Origin of the sequence: Flavobacterium aestuarii, from assembly GCF_040049115.1 — a bacterium.
Taxonomy (GTDB): Bacteria; Bacteroidota; Bacteroidia; order Flavobacteriales; family Flavobacteriaceae; genus Flavobacterium; species Flavobacterium aestuarii.
The window spans coordinates 298,431-314,241 of the sequence record NZ_JBDLZZ010000003.1; the positions used below are offsets into that span (position 1 = coordinate 298,431).

The following is a 15,811-nucleotide window of genomic DNA, read 5'->3' on the forward strand; positions in this document are numbered from 1 at the left end:
ACAAATGAGTACTTTCGAACAATTCAATCTCCCTAAATCTGTACAAAAAGCAATAGACGATTTGGGCTTTACTTCTCCTACTCCTATTCAGGAAAAAACTTTTTCTGTGATAATGTCTGGGCGTGATATGATGGGAATTGCACAAACAGGTACTGGTAAAACATTTGCCTATTTATTACCCCTTTTAAAATTATACAAATTCACTCCAGGACACACACCAAAAATTGTAATTCTGGTACCAACCCGGGAACTTGTAGTCCAGGTTGTAGAAGAGATCGAAAAACTGACTAAATATATGTCTGTTCGCACTATTGGAATTTTTGGCGGAGTGAACATCAATACCCAAAAAACGACTGTTTATCAAGGATGCGATGTATTAGTGGGAACGCCAGGGCGAATCATGGATTTAACCCTAGACAATGTTATCCGCTTTGAAGAAATGCAGAAACTGGTTATTGATGAATTTGATGAAATGCTGAATCTGGGTTTTCGTACCCAGCTGACGGCTATCTTAGCAATGATGCCCAAAAAGCGTCAAAACATTCTTTTCTCGGCAACAATGACTGATGAAGTAGATGCTATTTTGAATGACTATTTTGACTATCCAGAAGAGGTTACACTTTCTCCATCGGGTACACCTTTGGAAAACATTACTCAAATCACCTATCAGGTTCCCAATTTCAATACTAAAATCAACTTGTTGAAACATTTATTACAAACTAATACAGACATGAGCCGTGTTTTGGTTTTTGTGAATAACAAAAAGATTTCTGATATGCTCCACGAACAGATCGAAGAAGATTTTCAAGATCAGTTTGGCGTAATTCATTCTAATAAATCCCAGAATTATCGTTTAAGCACTATGGCTTCATTTCAAGAAGGAAAGCTGAGAGGATTAATCACTACCGATATTATGGCAAGAGGTCTGGACATATCTAATATTACTCACGTAATCAATTTCGAAATGCCTGAGTTGCCAGAATTATACATGCATAGAATTGGTAGAACTGGCCGTGCAGATGCAACTGGTACAGCCATTAGTTTTGTAAGTCCAAGAGAAGAAGAATCTAAAATAGCCGTTGAAATTTTAATGGATACCGAATTGGAATATGAAATTTTTCCAGAAGATGTAGAAATTTCAGCTAAATTGATTGGCCCTGAAAAAGACCGTCAGCCAATTAAATTTCTGATGAAAAAACAAAAACTGGAAGGTGATGGCGCTTTTCACGAAAAAAGCAAAAAGAATAAAAAAATCAACTTGGGCGGACCTGGTGTTACGAAGAAAAAAACACACGGATCAGTCAATAGGAACATGCTGAAAAACCAAGCCAAGAAGCGAAAGAACAAAAAGTAAATTCAAAAAAGCCTAAAAATAAGTGACATTTTTAGGCTTTTCTTTTAGAAATTTAAAAGTAAATCCTCTAACGGAAAATGGTCAATTACACTATTTCCATAATGCGCTATCTGAATCTCCTTGTCCTTGCCAATTAAAAAATCAGCTGGAACAAGCGCACACAGCCTTTCTTCACGAAGTACAAATTAGAATCCTGCTGATTGAAATTCAATAATAAATCTTTGGATTTAAGCCTTTTCTCCTTTTTCCAAAACTTTAATAAAATTTCAACTGAATCGGCTCCTAAAACTGATTTTTGGGATAAGAACTGTGATAATTCAGCCTCCATAATTATACAGTTATTTAGCAAACACCAAACAAACGGGTGAACACAGATCAAATCTTTTTCTCGTATCGGTAAGCGTTCCTTTCCATTTGTTGATCTTAAAAATCACAATGTCGCTGGTGTATTGATGTGCTACCAAAAGAAATTTACCCGTTGGGTCAATCGTAAAATTTCTTGGGCCTTTACCTAAAGTACTTACCTGTCCTTTCAATGTCAATTTCTTTCCTTTTCCAGAAATTTTAAAAATGGAGATGTTATTAGCGTCACCTCTGTTCGAAGCGTATAAAAATCTTCCGCTTGGCGAAACGTGAATATCTGCTGAACTGAAAGTCCCATTATAATCTTTAGCCAAAATAGTTGTTTCTCCTATTTGAGTCAGCTTTCCTTCTTTGTAACTAAAAGTAGTCAGCGAGCCGTCCAATTCCTGCAGCAGAAAAACATATTTTCCATTTTTACTAAAGGTTAAATGTCTTGGACCGCTTCCTGCTTTGACAGAAACACTGTCTTTTAATTTCAGAACTTCTGAATCGGCAGATGGGTTATAATCATAAACATATACCTTATCATTTCCTAAATCATTACTCAATACATATTTTTTGTCTGGCGAAAAATACACCATATGCACGTGTGGTTTTTCTTGTCTCTGAGCATTCGGCCCTTTGCCGTAATGCTGAACAACCTGTTTGGCTTCGGTTAAACCGCCATCGTCTCTTTTGCCAAAAACCGATATGTTTCCTCCGGAATAATTCGCTACAATCACATTCTTTTCATCATTTATAAGATAACAAGGATCTGCCCCTTTGGAACTCACACTATTAATAAGAAGCGGTTTTCCGCTTGCAGCGTCAAATGAAAATGAACTTACTGTGCTTTCTCCGCCATTCTCATTTACGGCATAAACATATTTTTCGTCTTTGGAAAGCGATAGATAACTTGGATTAACAATACTATCCGAAGATTTTTTCAATCGTATTTGAGCATTATTGGTATCAAATTCATATACGTAAATCCCTCTGCTTGAACACGAATTGGTATAGGTTCCCACAAGAAGATTGACTTTGTTTTTTTGGGCTCGCATAGACACTATGGAGGAAATTAATAAAAGAAATAGATAAACTTTTTTCATATTTTATAGTTTCAAAAAAGCTAAAATACTTATTTTCTTTCAGAATTTCCCTATTTGCATTCTATTTTGAAAAATAATAACAACATTATAAGAAACTGTCAACAAATTTGTATTTTTGACTCACAAAATCCACTAACTTCCTGTTTTTAAACCTGTGGAGCAAACAAAACCCTAGAATGCATTTTAAACAGCCTGAAATTCTATACTTTCTATTATTATTGATTGTTCCAATTCTGGTTCATTTATTTCAATTAAGGCGTTTTAAAAAAGAATATTTTACCAATGTCCGTTTCCTAAAAGCCCTTTCGATACAAACCCGCAAAAGTTCAAAAATAAAAAAATGGCTGCTTTTGACATGCCGTCTTTTTCTGCTAGCCTGTATTGTTTTTGCATTTGCCCAGCCTTTTTTCGAATCCAAAGACAGCAAAAATGCAAACAACGAAATGTATATTATTCTGGACAATTCCTTTAGTATGCAGGCCAAAGGAAAAAAAGGAGAATTACTAAAACGAGCCATTCAGGAATTACTGGAAGAAACTCCCGAAAACACTGCTTTTTCGTTACTCACAAACACCGAAAGTTATTGGAATACTGATATTAAAACGATTCGAGCTGAATTGCAAAACATGAAATACAGCGCAACTCCTTTTCGATTGGATAATATTCTGGCAAAGGTTAAAGCACACAAATCAGCTTTTAAAAAAGACATTGTTGTCATAACCGATGCTGTGGGATTGACTCCAAATCAGATAAAAAACATTGAAACTGATAATATTCCGTATTTTATTATTCCAAGGGCAGAACAAAAAAACAATGTAGCTATTGATAGTGTTTTTATCCATCAAAATCTTGATGATTTTTACGAATTGAGTATAAACACTACAAATTATAGTGAAGATTTCAAACCCGTGTCAATGGCTTTATACAATCAGAATAAACTGATTACCAAAACCATTATAGATTTTAAAAATAAAAAACAGACCATCAATTTTACTATTCCAAAGCAAGCTTTTCATGGCTATGCTGCTATTGAGGATAATGATCTGGCCTATGACAATAAATTGTTTTTTAGTATTTCAAAAATCAAAAAGAACAATATCATCTGCATTGGTACACCCGAAAAAAATAATTTCCTGAGCCGGATTTACACCAATGACGAATTCAGCTGCAATTCAGTAACCTTGAACACATTAGATTATAACCTGATTGACAAACAAGATGCCATTGTGCTGAATGAGTTAGACGAAATTCCTCAAGCGCTGCAAACTACATTAAAAGCATTTGTTAAAAAAGGAGGAAATCTGATTGTTATACCTGGCGAAACAGCCTCTGTGCCTGATTTGAACACATTGTTGAGCCCTTTTGGAAATATACAATTCAAATCATTAGAATCTAATGACAAGCTGATTACCAAAATCAATTTCAGCCATCCGCTGTTTGCTGGTGTATTCGAAAATAAAACCAATAATTTCCAATATCCAAAGATCAAGAAAGACTTTACAGTTTCAACCACAAGTCCTTCCGTTTTGACATTTGATGACCAGTCACCATTTTTGACAGCCATTCGGACTTCAGCCGCATCAGTATATGTTTTTTCGGCTCCTGTAAATAGTGAAAATTCCAATTTCCAGCAATCTCCTTTAATCGTTCCTGTTTTTTACAAAATGGCTTTAAGCAGTCAAAATAACGGAATTAATGCAAATACTATTGGTAATAATTCATCTTATCTAGTTTCGGTAAATTTGGCAAAAGATGAAATCCTGACAGTAAAAAATAAAGAGGAGCAATTCATACCTGTACAGCAGCTGCTGAATAATAAAGTACAATTATTTTTTAACGATTACCCCGAAAAGGCTGGGAATTACACCATTAATGACACTCATAAACCTATAGAAAATATCAGTTTTAATTATCCAAGAACCGAAAGCGATCTGGATCAGGTAAACGAAAATATTTTATCAGATTATAAAACAAGTGAATCCATTTCCACTATTTTTGATACGCTGCAAAGCAACCGGACAGACAATCAGATTTGGAAATGGTTTATTATCTTTGCATTGCTTTTCCTGGCATTGGAAATGGCAATTATCAAATTTGTGAAATAACAATCCTATTTCTAAAAATTATAAAAACAACATGAACATAATCATCCGAAGCGCCAAAATTATTGATTCGAAAAGTCCTTTTCACAATCAGACTGCTGATCTTTTAATTGTTGATGGTTTTATAAAAAAAATTGGAACAGCACTACCAAATACGGATAACATTGAAGAACTGAAACTTGACAATCTCCATATTTCACAAGGGTGGTTTGACAGCAGTGTTTCGCTTGGAGAACCTGGTTTTGAAGATCGTGAAACTATTGCAAATGGTCTTGATGTTGCAGGAAAAAGCGGTTTTACAGCCATTGCATTACAGCCCAACTCTTTTCCTGTTATTGACAATCAGGCGCAGGTTAATTTTGTAAAAAACAAGGCTAACGGTTATGCTGCACAATTGTTTCCAATTGGAGCTTTAACAAAAGAAAGCGAAAGTAAAGATATGGCCGAATTGTATGATATGAAAAACGCTGGAGCTGTGGCCTTTGGGGATTATACAAAAAGTCTAGACAATGCCAATCTGCTGAAAATTGCCTTGCAATATGTCCAGGATTTTGACGGACTGGTTATTGCTTTTTCTCAAGACGAAAAAATAAAAGGAAACGGTGTTGCCAATGAAGGTGTTACCGCAACCCGTCTGGGATTAAAAGGCATTCCAGATTTAGCCGAAGAATTACAAATTGCCCGGAACTTATTTTTATTGGAATACACTGGGGGGAAAATGCATATCCCAACTATTTCATCAGCAAAATCAGTTCAATTGATAAAAGATGCTAAAGCAAAAGGATTAAACGTTACTTGCAGTGTAACTGTTCATCATTTAGTTTTGACCGATGAAAAACTGGAAAGTTTCGATACACGCTTTAAAGTAACTCCACCACTAAAAACTGAAAGCGACAGGCAAGCATTGCTTAATGCAGTTCTTGATGGAACTATAGACCTCATTACTTCTGACCATAATCCGATTGATATTGAACATAAAAAAATGGAATTTGATTTGGCTAAAAATGGAACAATCGGGCTTGAAAGTGCTTTTGGAGCTTTAATGACTGTATTGCCATTAGAAACCATAATCGAAAAGTTTACTGCAGGAAAATCAATTTTCAGTATTCCAGCAGCAACTATCAACGAAGGCGAAATTGCCAATATTACCTTATTCAACCCCGAAGGTTCTAGTGTTTTTACAAAAGAAAATATACTTTCAAAATCTAAAAACTCTGCGTTTCTAAACACAGCCCTAATTGGAAAAGCATACGGAATTTTGAACCAGGGAAAATTAATTTTAGGATAAAAACATGAACAACACAACCGAAGCTGGAAAAACTGCAGCTATAACCAGCTATATTTTAGGTATTGGCGTATTTATTGCCATGTCCATGAATAGCGGTGAAGACAAAAACGAATTTGCTTCTTTTCACATTCGACAAGGGCTCGGACTTACAATTACTTTTTTTTCATTGGGATTAATTATAGGTAATTTTGACAGTCTTATGATTTCTGCACCAATGTGGATTTTCATTTCAGTATTATGGACTTATGGAATTTTCAGCGCTATAAAAGGCGAAACAAAACCAGTTCCGCTGCTTGGAGAATATTTTCAAAAATGGCTTAAAAGCATTTCTTGATTTTTGATTTTTCAACAAACCAAAAATAATAAACCAAATACTTAAGTATGAATCTATCCTTAGAATACAAAATAAGAGAACCTAAAGTTATACTTGATAAAAATCCACTATTGCTTTTACTTCACGGTTACGGCAGTAATGAAGAAGATTTGTTCTCGTTTGCAAGCGAACTGCAAAACGAATATTACATCATATCGGCCCGTGCGCCTTATGATCTGCAATACCGAAGCTATGCTTGGTACGCAATCAATTTTGATGCCGATCAGAATAAATTTTCGGACAACGACCAAGCCCGGATTTCAAGAGATATTATAGCTGGATTTATTGATGAATTAGCAGCCAATTACCCAATTGACGCAAACAATGTGAGTTTGATTGGTTTCAGCCAAGGATCGATTTTGAGCTACGCCGTAGCGCTTTCTTATCCTGAAAAAATAAACAAAGTAGTAGCAATGAGCGGTTATCTTAATTTAGAAATTGTTGCTGATGATTACCTGAAAAATGATTTAAGCAAACTTAAAATATTTGCTTCACACGGAACTGTCGATCAGGTAATTCCAGTGGAATGGGCTAGAAAAACAGCTCCAATTTTAGAAAAATTAGGGGTAGCGGTCACTTACAAAGAATATCCCGTAGGCCACGGCGTGGCTCCGCAAAACTTTTTTGATTTCAAAAACTGGATAACTGAAAATTAATTCATTTCTTCACCGCAAATTCGCAAATTATTACAATTGAAAACCATTTAAAGAATTTACGAATTTGCGTTTTTTTTATTTCTGATAAATAACCGATTGAATTACTTCGAATGAAACGCTTTCGTCATCATTGATAAAATATTTCAATAACACTTCACCCCAATATTCGCCATCACTATAATCGGCAATTATCCATCGGTGATTTAGTACTTTTATTTTATTAATTGAAAATTTATTTGCTCCCAATTGTTCTTGTCCAGTATACGGATTCCCCTTTGGATTAACATTCAGATCCAATAATTTTTCGGTAACGTAGGGAACCAAAGCTGTGTAATTCCTGATTTTTTCAGATTTAGCCGATTCAAAATAATTTTGAGCATTTTCATTTTTTCCCAATGAAAAATAATCTGCATCAGACCATTTATTAGTCATCACTTTCAAACTGTCTTTTAACTTGACAGTCGTTTTTTTATATTTTTCCTGTTCAAAAGTGACCTCTTTGCTTAAATACATGTAAGTATAAACATTAAATACCAATGACAAAATTAAAGCATAAAGGAGTAGTGATTTTTTCATTTTAATTAAATTGTAATTTCTAAATTATCGTAAGCCAGAAAAACATTCTCAGGCAGTTTTTTTTGAACCTCTTCATGAAAACCTAACATGTGACTGATATGCGTTAGATAGGCTTTTTCAGGCTGCAGCAAAGCTATAAAATCAAGGGCTTCTTCCAAATTAAAATGGGTATTATGAGGCTGTTCCCTTAAAGCATTCACTACCAAGACTTTTAAACCTTTTAGTTTTGCAATTTCTGAATCGTCAATAGTTTTGACATCAGTCAAATAAGCAAAATCATCTATCCTAAAACCAAAAACCTGCAAATCTCCATGCCAGACACTTACTGGAACAGCAGTCTTGTTACCAATAGAAAATGGCTGGTTATTTTCTATTTCAATAGTTTTTACCGAAGGAGCGCCAGGATATCTATTGACAGTCTCGAATATATAATCGAACCGTTTTTCGATATTGACAAGAACCCTTTTATGTGCGTAAATAGGAATAGGTCCCTGCTTAAAATTAAAGGGGCGAATGTCATCCAAACCAGCGGTATGATCTGCATGTTCATGAGTAAAAAGAATTCCATCCAGTTTTCTGCAATTCGATGAAAGCATCTGCTGTCGAAAATCAGGACCGCAATCGATTACGTATGAATAATCTTCCCATGTAATCCAAACGGAAACTCGGAGCCTTTTGTCCTTAAAATCAGCACTTTTGCAAACTTCATGATCAATCCCGATAATTGGAATGCCTTGTGATGTGCCAGTACCTAAAAAATATACCTTCAATTTGTTCGTTTTTTTTACAAAAATAGAATTAATTCTCTTTCACGAGAAGCCTAATTAGTTAACTTTGTAACATAATTGCCGAATTTAAACAAAAAAAATGGAAGCCAAACAGATAAAACTAAAAGGAGACAAGGTTATCGAGCAAATTCCTTCCTTGAAGGATAAAGCACTTCGTATCAATTTGAATGAAAACATATACGGAACTTTTGCTGAAATTGGAGCTGGGCAGGAAACCGTAAGGCATTTTTTTAGATCAGGAGGATCATCTGGGACAATTGCAAAAGCCATGTCTGCCTACGATAAAGATTTTAGCGATGCCGTTTATGGAACTGAGGAAGACGGCCGTTATGTAACCGAAAGCCGATTGAAAAAGATGCTGACTTTTGAAGGCGAATTGATTGAAGAGCGATTAAGCCGGACAAAGCATCCAAACAAAATGTTTTTCAGTTATGCCAATACTGTTGCTACTATTGACTTTGCTAAACAATTTAAAGGTCATGGCTGGGTAGGAATCCGCTATCAGCTGGATCCTGCAGAAGACTACAATGAAATAATTATACATATTCGTTTCAAAGAAACGGACTCCCGATTACAGCAGGAAACACTTGGGGTTTTAGGAGTTAACCTAATTTATGGTGCCTTCTACAAATACAATGACCCAAAAAAATTACTGCGTTACTTATACGATCATCTTGACAAAGATCAATTAGAAATTGACACCATTAATTTCTCAGGACCACGTTTTGCTGATGTGGACAATCGTCTGATGAGCTTACAATTAGTAAAAAACGGCATGACCGATGCGGTAATGTTCAACCCAAAAGGTAAAAATGTATTGCCAGCAGCCGTTCTTTACAAAAAAAATATCCTTGCTTTTAGAGGAAGCTTCCGTCCAGTTACCAAGGTAAATATGGACATGTATGCGAATTCCTTAAAAATGTTTCTGGAAGAAAACAAAGTAGAGAAAGAAAACACTTTGGTAATTTTTGAAATTACATTATCCAATCTTAGATCAGATGGTGAAATCGATGAAAGGGATTTTATGGATCGTGCCGAACTGCTCTGCTCATTAGGACAAACGGTAATGATTTCCAATTTTCAGGAATATTATAAAGTGGTTGAGTATTTCTCCAATTATACTAAAGCCAGAATGGGGCTCTCTATGGGTGTCAATAACTTAGTAGATATATTTGACGAAAAATACTACCGCCATCTTAGCGGTGGAATACTGGAAGCCTTTGGAAAATTATTCTATCGTGACATGAAAGTCTTTTTATACCCAATGCTGGGTGAAGAAGGGGAAATTATTACCTCCAAAAATCTGAAAGTGCATCCTAGAATGAAAGAATTGTATAAATTCTTTAAGTTCAACGGAAAAGTAGTTGATATCGAAGATTACAATCCCGAAATCCTAGAAGTATTCTCCCGCGAAGTATTAAAAATGATTAGTGCCGGCAAATCAGGCTGGGAATCAATGCTTCCTCCAGGAGTAGCCGAAATTATTAAAGAAAAAGGGCTTTTTGGCTATAAATCAAATCCTTTATTAGAAGCAAGCAAATAGGAGTAAATAGCTTTTAAAAAATAATCCAAGAAAGATATTTTTCTTGGATTATTTTTATATTATAAAATGACGTCTTTTGAACAAATTATTTCAAAATCTGATCTGCGTGAGCCTTGGTTTTTACTTCCGAAATAACATCCGAAATAATTCCGTTTTCATCAATTACAAATGTAGTCCTGTGGATTCCATCATATTCTCTTCCCATAAACTTTTTTGGCCCCCAAACTCCAAAAGAATTAATAACAGATTTATCCTCATCTGCCAGTAACGGAAAAGGAAACTCATATTTATCCTTAAATTTTGCCTGAGCTTTGGCACTATCGGCACTTACGCCCAAAAGGGCATAATTATTAGCCTGAAAACGCTCAAAATTATCTCTCAAATCACAAGCCTCGGCTGTACAGCCAGGTGTAGAAGCTTTTGGATAAAAGAAAACAACCAGTTTCCTGCCTTTATAATCGGCTAATTGATGTAATTTTCCATCTTGATCTTTTCCTGAAAATTCTGGAGCATGATCGCCTATTTTTAATGTAGTCATTTTTTTAAGATACTAAGTTATTAAGTGGCTAAGATACTAAGATTTTAAAAAAATAAGCTGAACATCAATTTCACAATTAAAAAACAATCCTAGATTCTAAGGTTCTTAGTAACTTAGCAGCTCAAAATTCAGATTAAAAAACAGTCTTAAAACTTACAATATTAGTAACTCAGCAACTCACAAAAATGACCAAACAGGAACGCGTAACATTTGTTATCAATACTTTAAACGAATTATACCCAACCATTCCAATTCCGCTTGACCATAAAGATCCATATACCTTGCTGATTGCTGTCTTGCTTTCGGCGCAATGTACAGATGTGCGCGTAAACCAAATCACACCTTTGCTTTTTGCAAAAGCAGACAATCCGTATGACATGGTCAAAATGTCTATTGATGAAATTAAGGAAATCATCCGTCCGTGTGGCCTGTCACCAATGAAATCGAAAGGAATCCATGGATTGTCCCAAATATTGATAGATAAACATAATGGACAAGTCCCGCAAAGTTTTGAGGCACTGGAAGAATTGCCTGCGGTTGGACATAAAACCGCCAGTGTAGTGATGTCGCAGGCTTTTGGCGTCCCTGCATTCCCAGTAGACACACATATTCATCGTCTAATGTACCGATGGAATCTGACTAATGGCAAAAATGTAGTTCAGACCGAAAAAGATGCCAAACGCATTTTCCCCGAAGAACTATGGAATGATCTTCACCTTCAGATTATTTGGTATGGACGCGAATATTCGCCTGCTAGAGGCTGGAGTTTAGAGAAAGATATTATTACCCGGACAATTGGCAGAAAATCGGTTTTGGAAGAATTTGATAAAAAACAGATACTGTATAAATAACAAATTTCACTAGCTTTTATCAAACTAGTGAAATTTGCGAGGTATTCTAATCAGGCAATAGATTAAAATACTTTTCTTGAAACTGCAAGGATTAATTAGCAATAATTTCAAACACCTTTTCTTCTATCTTAACCACTTTTAATGCTTTCGAATAGTTTAACAAAAAAGAAACAACTTCTTTATCTGGTTTTACTTTTTTTACTTTTTTTAATTCTTTAGAGTAATTCTTTTCCATATCAATATAAATTTTTCATTTTATATTATAACGGATGAATTGTTCTTTTATTATCAATTGGTCAAAACAATTTGATGCTTGTCTATAATTTTTCTCAAATTCATTATGGCGTATCGCATTCTTCCCAATGCTGTATTAATGCTGACACCTGTAGTTTCTGATATTTCCTTGAAACTCATATCTTGATACATACGCATAATCAATACTTCTTTTTGGTCGGCAGGAAGCTCCTCTACCAGCCTGCGTATATCAATCTCAACCTGATCGGCTATAATTTGATTTTCGATAGTAAGAGAATCATCAGACATTACAGAAAAAATCGAAAACTCTTCTGTCTCTCTGTACATCGGCATTTTTTTTGATTTTCTAAAATGATCAATAATTAAATTGTGGGCAATACGCATTACCCAAGGCAAAAATTTTCCTTCTTCATTATAGGAATTTAATTTTAAGGTTTTGATTACTTTGATAAAAGTATCTTGAAAAATATCGTTGGAAACGTCTTTATCAGCAATTTTTGAATAAATAAATCCAAAGACTTTGGATTCATGTCTTTTTATTAATGCAGCCAATGCACTTTCGTTACCTGCAATATATTCTTTTACGAGTAAAGCGTCTGTCTTTTGTAAATTTGCCATATCTATTCCTTTTTAGATTAGTTAGTACTTGGGGAGTTTCTAAAAGGTAGTTCTATGCGATAGGCTTACAAATTTTTATTTAAGATTAGATAATTGCCAAATTTAACAAATTATTATCAAAACAAACAAGTAAAAAAGCGATTAATGTTATTTTTTTATTTTAAAAAAAATTAATTGGCTAATTTATTGAGATATAAAAAATATAGCATAAGTTTTCTATTACATTGTTTATAGCAATCTCTAATAAAGATTTAAAAAGCAGTTTAAAATATAACCTGCAAAATAACTTTCATGCCAAAATGGGGGCATTCAGCATGATGCATAAATCCTGCAGGCATTAATCAACTCATTTTACTGATATACTTTAACATAATCTACAATAAACTCTTGTGGAAAAACTGTATCGTCTACAGCTGGTCCTCCAAAATTTCCGCCTATTGCCATATTAATTATAAAATAGAAAGGCTGATCGAAAGGCCAAGTATTTTCGTTTTTACTTTCGGGCTCAAAAGTGTAAACTAAGTCTTTGTCTACAAAAAAATCGATTTTATCTTTTGTCCATTCAATCGCATAAACATGATACCCTTCTTCGATATCAGCTATTGCTGTTTTCTTGCTGTTAACAGAATTTCCATGACTATCTTGTGTGTGTAAGGTAGTATAAACTGTATGAGGCTCACGACCAACATATTCCAGAATATCAATTTCACCACATTTAGGCCAGCCTTTTTGAGTAATATTTGATCCAAGCATCCAGAATGCGGGCCATAATCCTTGACCTACAGGCAATTTGGCTCTAGCTTCTAAACGGCCATATTTAAATTCCTGCTTGGTCTTGGTATTAATTCTTGCAGATGTATAATTATTGCCATCTTTCTTGGCTGTTATAATTAAATTTCCATTTTCCAGCCTATGGTTCTGGTCCGTGTAAAGCTGTCGCTCATTATTTCCCCAGCCACAATTGGGACAGCCATCTCCTAATTCGATATTCCAGACCTTGTCATTCAATATCTTGCCATCAAAATTTTCTTCCCATACTAACTTACGTTTGGCTTGCTGTCCAAACATGGCACTGCTTATCAAAAGAATCATTATAAACCTGTTCATTGCTGTCTTATTTTATAAATTGAAAGTCACTTTTTAATGTTTCTGCAGAATTACCACCAACAAAGACTTTAAAGTCTCCTTCCTCAGCTTCCCATTTGCTGTTAGCAGTAAAAAACTCAATTGTTTTTTCGTTTATAACAAAGGTAACTTTTTTAGATTCGTTAGGCTGCAATTCAATCATTTCGAAACCTTTTAATTCCAAAACAGGTCTTGTTACACTTGCAATCAAATCACGGATATACAGCTGAACAACTTCTTTGCCAGCTGCTTTTCCAGTATTTTTAACTGAAACCGAAACTTCGATCTTGCCATTTTTAGAGAATGATTGCGAGGATAGTTTTAAATCTGAATATTCGAATTTGGAATAGCTCAATCCATAACCAAAAGGATATAATGGTGTATTCTTTTCATCTATATAATGAGACCAAAAAACACTATCGGGTTCGTTCATAACTGGTCGCCCCGTGTTTTTATAATTATAATAAACAGGTACTTGCGCAACACTTCGAGGAAAAGTCATTGGCAATTTACCGCTTGGATTGTAGTCTCCATACAAAACTTGTGCAATAGCATTACCACTTTGTGTTCCAAGCTGCCAAGCTTCGACAATAGCAGGAATGTGTTCTGCAGCCCATGGAAGTGCAAGCGGACGTCCATTATTAAGCACCAGAACAATATTTGGATTTACTTTATAAACCGCCTCCAAAAGTTCCTGCTGAACACCTGGCAATCCAAGATCTGCCCTGCTCCTGCCCTCACCCGACTGCAAACCATGCTCACCTAAAACGAGTATAACTACATCGGCATTTCTGGCCACATTCAAGGCTTCATCAAATCCAGATTTATCGTCAGTATTTATTTTGGTTTCCAGTACAAATTTTGGAGTTCCTAGCGCCACTTCAGCACCTTTGGCATACACCAGCTGATTATCTTTATAAGCTTGTAACCCTTCTAGGACAGAAACGGCTGTATTGTCCTCGGCAGCAATTCTCCAATTCCCTAATGGACTCGTTTTATCATTTGCCAATGCACCAATTAAAGCAATTTTTTGACCAGATTTTTTTAAGGGCAAAACATCATTATTATTTTTTAACAATACAATAGATTTTTTGGCCATATCCAAAACTTCTTTGTGAAATTCGGGCTTTCCAACAGTTGCCAATTCTCTGGCTTCGTCGCAATATTTGTATGGATTATCAAATAAGCCTAATTCAAACTTTACCTTCAGTATCCTCCTTACGGCATCATCAACAGTGCTTTCTTTAACTTTTCCTTCTCTAACCAATTGTGCTAAATGATTGACATAGGCATTGGATTCCATATCCATATCAGATCCAGCGTTGATAGCAATTTCGGCAGTATGTTTATCATCTTTGGCATAACCATGAGACTTCATTTCCTGCATAGAACCCCAGTCAGTAACAATAAAGCCCTTAAAATTCCAATCTCTTTTTAAAATCTGTCTTTGCAGGTAAGAATTTCCAGTAGCTGGAATTCCATTAAGTTCATTAAAAGAATTCATAAAAGTTCGTGCTCCAGCATCAACAGTTGCTTTAAAAGGAGGGAAAACAACATTCTGCAAAGTCGTTTCACTCATATCTACTGTGTTATAATCCTTACCCGATTCGGCAAAACCGTACGCCGCAAAATGTTTGACACAAGCCAGAATGTTCTTATTGGAGCTCAAATCTCCTTGAAAACCTTTGACACGGGCTTCGGCAATTCGGCTGCCCAAAAAGGGATCTTCTCCTGCTCCTTCCATCACACGTCCCCAGCGGGCATCACGTGAAATATCAACCATTGGTGCAAAAGTCCAGTTTATGCCTACAGCTGAAGCTTCATCGGCAGCCATTGCAGCTGATTTCCGAATAGCCTCTAAATCCCAACTAGCCGATTCGGCAAGCGGTATAGGACTAATCGTCTTTAAGCCATGAATCACATCAAAACCAAAGAGAAGCGGAATTCCCAATCGGGTTTGTTCAACGGCTATTTTCTGCAAAGCTTTTACATCTTTTACGCCTTTAACATTCAGCATAGAACCTACCAGTCCTTTCTTTAAATCCTCGTACTTTTTGGCTGCTAAACCTTCTTTCGGAGTTGGCCCAGTTACATCCCAAAAACCATTATATTGGTTAAGCTGTCCTACTTTTTCATCAAGAGTCATTTTCTTTAAAAGTGTTTCTACTTTTTTCTCTAAAGAAATATCGCTTTTAACCTTCGTTTGGCCCTCAACAGAATCTATTGCCAATAATCCAACCGCCAAAAACAAATAGGATTTTTTAATTATTTGCATCATAACTTGCTCTTTTAA

16 protein-coding genes are annotated in these 15,811 nt (G+C 35.3%); 7 read left to right on the forward strand and 9 right to left on the reverse strand.

The window, feature by feature from the left end; genetic code table 11:
* Nucleotides 1-4: 4 nt before the first annotated feature.
* A complete protein-coding gene (locus ABEG11_RS04940; protein WP_348823090.1) occupies nt 5-1,354 on the forward strand; it encodes a DEAD/DEAH box helicase in 1,350 nt (449 codons plus the stop codon).
* A gap of 133 nt (nt 1,355-1,487) precedes the next feature.
* On the opposite strand, the gene ABEG11_RS04945 is transcribed toward ABEG11_RS04940, so the two are convergent.
* Together ABEG11_RS04945 and ABEG11_RS04950 are read right to left on the reverse strand one after the other, a co-directional pair.
* Nucleotides 1,488-1,682 carry a cyclic nucleotide-binding domain-containing protein gene (locus tag ABEG11_RS04945; RefSeq protein WP_348823091.1) on the reverse strand — a complete coding sequence of 65 codons (195 nt, stop codon included), beginning with the start codon at nt 1,680-1,682 and terminating at the stop codon, nt 1,488-1,490.
* A gap of 10 nt (nt 1,683-1,692) precedes the next feature.
* Nucleotides 1,693-2,805, reverse strand: coding sequence for a lactonase family protein (locus ABEG11_RS04950; RefSeq protein ID WP_348823092.1), 1,113 nt, complete (start codon nt 2,803-2,805; stop codon nt 1,693-1,695).
* A 176-nt stretch (nt 2,806-2,981) separates the two neighbouring features.
* On the opposite strand from ABEG11_RS04950, the gene ABEG11_RS04955 reads away from it, so the two are divergent.
* The 4 genes from ABEG11_RS04955 to ABEG11_RS04970 are packed head-to-tail and all read left to right on the forward strand — an operon-like array spanning nt 2,982 to nt 7,224.
* Nucleotides 2,982-4,910: a BatA domain-containing protein gene (locus ABEG11_RS04955; RefSeq protein ID WP_348823093.1), complete on the forward strand. Its 1,929-nt coding sequence runs from the start codon at nt 2,982-2,984 to the stop codon at nt 4,908-4,910.
* Between the two features lie 31 nt (nt 4,911-4,941).
* Nucleotides 4,942-6,195, forward strand: a complete 1,254-nt coding sequence (locus ABEG11_RS04960) for a dihydroorotase (RefSeq protein ID WP_348823094.1) — start codon at nt 4,942-4,944, stop codon at nt 6,193-6,195.
* Between the two features lie 4 nt (nt 6,196-6,199).
* Nucleotides 6,200-6,529 (forward strand): hypothetical protein, encoded by a 330-nt coding sequence (locus ABEG11_RS04965; RefSeq protein WP_348823095.1) that lies wholly within the window; start codon nt 6,200-6,202, stop codon nt 6,527-6,529.
* Nucleotides 6,530-6,576: 47 nt separating this feature from the next.
* Nucleotides 6,577-7,224, forward strand: coding sequence for an alpha/beta hydrolase (locus tag ABEG11_RS04970; protein ID WP_348823096.1), 648 nt, complete (start codon nt 6,577-6,579; stop codon nt 7,222-7,224).
* A gap of 75 nt (nt 7,225-7,299) precedes the next feature.
* On the opposite strand, the gene ABEG11_RS04975 is transcribed toward ABEG11_RS04970, so the two are convergent.
* The gene (locus ABEG11_RS04975; protein WP_348823097.1) at nt 7,300-7,800 is read right to left on the reverse strand and encodes a hypothetical protein; all 501 of its coding nucleotides are present in this window, start codon (nt 7,798-7,800) and stop codon (nt 7,300-7,302) included.
* 5 nt (nt 7,801-7,805) lie between these two features.
* Nucleotides 7,806-8,570, reverse strand: coding sequence for an MBL fold metallo-hydrolase (locus ABEG11_RS04980; protein ID WP_348823098.1), 765 nt, complete (start codon nt 8,568-8,570; stop codon nt 7,806-7,808).
* Nucleotides 8,571-8,667: 97 nt separating this feature from the next.
* On the opposite strand from ABEG11_RS04980, the gene ABEG11_RS04985 reads away from it, so the two are divergent.
* Nucleotides 8,668-10,131, forward strand: a complete 1,464-nt coding sequence (locus ABEG11_RS04985) for a TonB-dependent receptor (protein WP_348823099.1) — start codon at nt 8,668-8,670, stop codon at nt 10,129-10,131.
* An 85-nt stretch (nt 10,132-10,216) separates the two neighbouring features.
* Here the strand turns inward: ABEG11_RS04985 and bcp are convergent, their stop codons facing one another.
* Complete coding sequence (gene bcp / locus ABEG11_RS04990; RefSeq protein WP_348823100.1) at nt 10,217-10,669, reverse strand: thioredoxin-dependent thiol peroxidase; 453 nt, start codon at nt 10,667-10,669, stop codon at nt 10,217-10,219.
* Between the two features lie 185 nt (nt 10,670-10,854).
* On the opposite strand from bcp, the gene ABEG11_RS04995 reads away from it, so the two are divergent.
* Nucleotides 10,855-11,520, forward strand: a complete 666-nt coding sequence (locus tag ABEG11_RS04995) for an endonuclease III domain-containing protein (RefSeq protein WP_348823101.1) — start codon at nt 10,855-10,857, stop codon at nt 11,518-11,520.
* A 91-nt stretch (nt 11,521-11,611) separates the two neighbouring features.
* Here ABEG11_RS04995 and ABEG11_RS05000 read toward each other — a convergent pair whose 3' ends face one another.
* The 4 genes from ABEG11_RS05000 to bglX form a co-directional block, all read right to left on the reverse strand.
* Nucleotides 11,612-11,755: a hypothetical protein gene (locus tag ABEG11_RS05000; protein ID WP_348823102.1), complete on the reverse strand. Its 144-nt coding sequence runs from the start codon at nt 11,753-11,755 to the stop codon at nt 11,612-11,614.
* A 53-nt stretch (nt 11,756-11,808) separates the two neighbouring features.
* Nucleotides 11,809-12,393 (reverse strand): RNA polymerase sigma factor, encoded by a 585-nt coding sequence (locus ABEG11_RS05005; protein ID WP_348823103.1) that lies wholly within the window; start codon nt 12,391-12,393, stop codon nt 11,809-11,811.
* A gap of 351 nt (nt 12,394-12,744) precedes the next feature.
* Nucleotides 12,745-13,500 carry a glycoside hydrolase family 16 protein gene (locus tag ABEG11_RS05010; RefSeq protein ID WP_348823104.1) on the reverse strand — a complete coding sequence of 252 codons (756 nt, stop codon included), beginning with the start codon at nt 13,498-13,500 and terminating at the stop codon, nt 12,745-12,747.
* Between the two features lie 7 nt (nt 13,501-13,507).
* On the reverse strand, nt 13,508-15,793 hold the full coding sequence (gene bglX / locus ABEG11_RS05015) for a beta-glucosidase BglX (RefSeq protein WP_348823117.1): 2,286 nt from the start codon (nt 15,791-15,793) through the stop codon (nt 13,508-13,510).
* Nucleotides 15,794-15,811 lie beyond the last annotated feature (18 nt).

Excerpts from the sequence above, each read along its gene's own strand:
- ABEG11_RS05005 (WP_348823103.1), bottom strand. The coding sequence starts at position 12,393 with ATGGCAAATTTACAAAAGACAGACGCTTTACTCGTAAAAGAATATATT.
- ABEG11_RS04960 (WP_348823094.1), top strand. The coding sequence starts at position 4,942 with ATGAACATAATCATCCGAAGCGCCAAAATTATTGATTCGAAAAGTCCT.
- ABEG11_RS04945 (WP_348823091.1), bottom strand. The coding sequence starts at position 1,682 with ATGGAGGCTGAATTATCACAGTTCTTATCCCAAAAATCAGTTTTAGGA.
- ABEG11_RS04970 (WP_348823096.1), top strand. The coding sequence starts at position 6,577 with ATGAATCTATCCTTAGAATACAAAATAAGAGAACCTAAAGTTATACTT.
- ABEG11_RS04950 (WP_348823092.1), bottom strand. The coding sequence starts at position 2,805 with ATGAAAAAAGTTTATCTATTTCTTTTATTAATTTCCTCCATAGTGTCT.
- ABEG11_RS04995 (WP_348823101.1), top strand. The coding sequence starts at position 10,855 with ATGACCAAACAGGAACGCGTAACATTTGTTATCAATACTTTAAACGAA.
- bcp (WP_348823100.1), bottom strand. The coding sequence starts at position 10,669 with ATGACTACATTAAAAATAGGCGATCATGCTCCAGAATTTTCAGGAAAA.
- ABEG11_RS04940 (WP_348823090.1), top strand. The coding sequence starts at position 5 with ATGAGTACTTTCGAACAATTCAATCTCCCTAAATCTGTACAAAAAGCA.
- ABEG11_RS05010 (WP_348823104.1), bottom strand. The coding sequence starts at position 13,500 with ATGAACAGGTTTATAATGATTCTTTTGATAAGCAGTGCCATGTTTGGA.
- ABEG11_RS04975 (WP_348823097.1), bottom strand. The coding sequence starts at position 7,800 with ATGAAAAAATCACTACTCCTTTATGCTTTAATTTTGTCATTGGTATTT.
- ABEG11_RS05000 (WP_348823102.1), bottom strand. The coding sequence starts at position 11,755 with ATGGAAAAGAATTACTCTAAAGAATTAAAAAAAGTAAAAAAAGTAAAA.
- ABEG11_RS04955 (WP_348823093.1), top strand. The coding sequence starts at position 2,982 with ATGCATTTTAAACAGCCTGAAATTCTATACTTTCTATTATTATTGATT.
- ABEG11_RS04965 (WP_348823095.1), top strand. The coding sequence starts at position 6,200 with ATGAACAACACAACCGAAGCTGGAAAAACTGCAGCTATAACCAGCTAT.
- ABEG11_RS04985 (WP_348823099.1), top strand. The coding sequence starts at position 8,668 with ATGGAAGCCAAACAGATAAAACTAAAAGGAGACAAGGTTATCGAGCAA.
- bglX (WP_348823117.1), bottom strand. The coding sequence starts at position 15,793 with ATGCAAATAATTAAAAAATCCTATTTGTTTTTGGCGGTTGGATTATTG.